The sequence below is a fragment of the Mesorhizobium sp. M7A.F.Ca.CA.004.12.1.1 genome (assembly GCF_003997835.1).
In the GTDB taxonomy this organism is placed as follows: domain Bacteria; phylum Pseudomonadota; class Alphaproteobacteria; order Rhizobiales; family Rhizobiaceae; genus Mesorhizobium.
In genome coordinates this window covers 1-2435 of sequence record NZ_RZRK01000890.1, presented here as the reverse complement: position 1 = coordinate 2435, position 2435 = coordinate 1, and the positions used below count along the sequence as shown (strand labels likewise).

Below are 2435 nucleotides of genomic sequence, written 5' to 3'. Positions count from 1 at the left end.
CTTCCATGAAGGTCTCGAACTCCGCCCGCTTGATCGCCGCATAGGTGGCGGCGAAGGACTTGCCCAGATGCGCGCAGAGTTCCTCGTCGCCCTCGAACAGGTCGACGGCTTCGAGCAGGCCACGCGGCAGGTCGATTTCGTCGGCATTGGCGGTGGTCAGGACGGGAGGCTCGGCCTTGATCTTGTTGGTGATGCCGATCAGCCCGCAGGCAAGCGATGCCGCCAGCGCCAGATAGGGGTTGGCATCGGAGGACGGGATGCGGTTTTCGACGCGCCGCGCCGCGGGATCCGAGCGCGGCACACGAAACGCCGTGGTGCGGTTGTCATAGCCCCATTTGTTGTTGACCGGCGCCGACGCCGCCTGCGTCAGCCGGCGGTAAGAATTGACATAGGGCGCGAACATCACAAGTGCGTTCGGCACATGCTTCTGCATGCCGCCGATGAAGTGGAAAAAGTCGTCGGTTTCCGAGCCGTCAGCGGCCGAAAAGATGTTCCGTCCGGTCTTCTTGTCGATGATCGACTGATGGATGTGCATGGCGGAGCCGGGTTGCCCCTGGATCGGTTTGGCCATGAAGGTGGCATAGATCTCGTGCTTGAGTGCTGCCTCGCGAATGGTGCGCTTGAACATGAACACCTGGTCGGCCAGTTCGATCGGGTCGCCGTGGCGCAGGTTGATCTCCAACTGCCCGGCGCCCTCCTCGTGGATCAGCGTATCGATCTCCAGGCCCTGGCTTTCGGAGAAATGGTAGATGTCGTCGATCAGTTCGTCGAATTCGTTGACGCCGGCGATCGAATAGCCGGCGCCGCCACCGATCGCGCGTCCCGACCGGCCGACCGGCGGGGTCAGCGGATAGTCCGGATCGGGATTCTTGCGCACCAGGTAGAACTCGATCTCGGGCGCCACCACTGGCTTCAGGCCGAGCTTGTCATAGGCGGCCACCACACGTTTCAACACATTGCGCGGCGTGAACTCGACCGAGCGTCCGTCCTGGTGGACGAGGTCGCAGATGACCGCGGCCGTCGGGTCTTCTTCCCAAGGCACCACCGTCAGCGTCGACAGGTCGGGCATGAGCTTGAGGTCGCCGTCATCTTCCGGGTAATGGAAGCCGTTGCCATCCTCGGGGTAGCCGCCGGAAATCGTCGTCATGAAGACTGCCGACGGCAGCGCCAGCGAGGTGTTGGAGGTGAATTTCTTCGATGGCATCATCTTGCCACGCGCAACGCCTGCCTGATCGGGCGTGATGCACTCGATGTCCTCGATGCCGCGCCACTCCAGCCAGGCGCTGACTTCCTTCCAGTTCTTGACGCCTCGTTGGTTTTTCACGAAGGCAGGCGTGCGGGCGCGTCCTCCGCGGCTCGACGGACGGACTTCCTTTTTTGCAGGCGGCATCATTCACCAGATTGGGTTGCGGATTGTGGAGTATAGCCGTGCCCTCCTATGGAAGGGAAGGGGAGCCGCGTCGGGCATTGGCCGGCGCGGTTGAAAATCACGCCAATCGGCTTAGTTTCGGCCGTCCCACTTCAATCGAGGCCCCCAAATCTTAATCGAGAAATTGAATGCGGCCCAACGGCAAACTGACAACGATCGGATTCGATGCCGACGACACGCTGTGGCAGAACGAGCAGTTCTTCCGGCTGACGGAAAAGCGCTTTGCCGCCATGCTCGTCGACCATGGCGAAGCGGAGCACATCTCGGCACGATTGCTGGAGGCCGAAAGGCGCAACCTCGCCGTCTATGGCTTCGGCATCAAGGGATTTACCCTGTCGATGATCGAGACGGCGATCGAGGTCACGCAAGGCCGCGTACCGGCCTCGGTCATAGCGGAGATTCTCGATGCCGGCCGCGAAATGCTGAACCATCCGATCGAGGCCTTGCCGCATGCCCGCGAGACGGTCGAAAAGCTTGCCGGCGCATTCCGCCTCGTGCTGATCACCAAGGGCGACCTCTTCGATCAGGAGCGCAAGCTGGCTGGCTCTGGCCTTGGCGATCTGTTCGACGCGGTCGAGATCGTCAGTGACAAGAATGCTGCCACCTATAGCAGGATCTTCAGCCGCCACGGCGATGGTGCCGCGAAGAGCATGATGGTCGGCAACTCGCTGAAGTCGGATGTGGTACCGGCCATCGAGGCCGGCGGTTGGGGCGTCCACGTGCCGCATGAACTGACCTGGGTGCTGGAGCATGTCGAGGCGCCGGTGGCTGAAACGAGATACCGCCAGATATCCGATCTCGGACAACTGCCCGGACTGATCGAAAGCATCGTGAATGCAGGTTGATCACAGGATCCAGCTGTTTGTTTTCTGATTCCCGGACGGAAACTCCGCGCACTTTTTCTGGCTGCTCTAGCGGCCAATCAGGCGATCGATCACCGGTTGCAACCGTTCGGGCGTGATCGGCTTGGCGACCACCACGTCGATGATACCAGACAGGCCCAGAC

General features: G+C 61.5%; 2 protein-coding genes and 1 pseudogene. 1 reads left to right on the top strand and 2 read right to left on the bottom strand.

Features of this window, described 5'->3' with window-relative positions:
• Positions 1-1393: glutamine synthetase family protein (locus EN984_RS31290; RefSeq protein ID WP_164765780.1), on the bottom strand; the 1393-nt coding region annotated here is incomplete at its 3' end.
• Between the two features lie 164 nt (positions 1394-1557).
• Here EN984_RS31290 and EN984_RS31285 point away from each other — a divergent pair.
• Complete coding sequence (locus tag EN984_RS31285; RefSeq protein ID WP_127272725.1) at positions 1558-2274, top strand: HAD family hydrolase; 717 nt, start codon at positions 1558-1560, stop codon at positions 2272-2274.
• Positions 2275-2340: 66 nt separating this feature from the next.
• On the opposite strand, the pseudogene EN984_RS39075 reads toward EN984_RS31285, so the two are convergent.
• Positions 2341-2435 (bottom strand): annotated as a pseudogene (locus EN984_RS39075) (response regulator); the annotation flags it as partial.

Bases quoted from the DNA above. Each gene is read 5' to 3' on its own strand.
- EN984_RS31285 (WP_127272725.1), top strand. From the start codon at position 1,558: ATGCGGCCCAACGGCAAACTGACAACGATCGGATTCGATGCCGACGAC.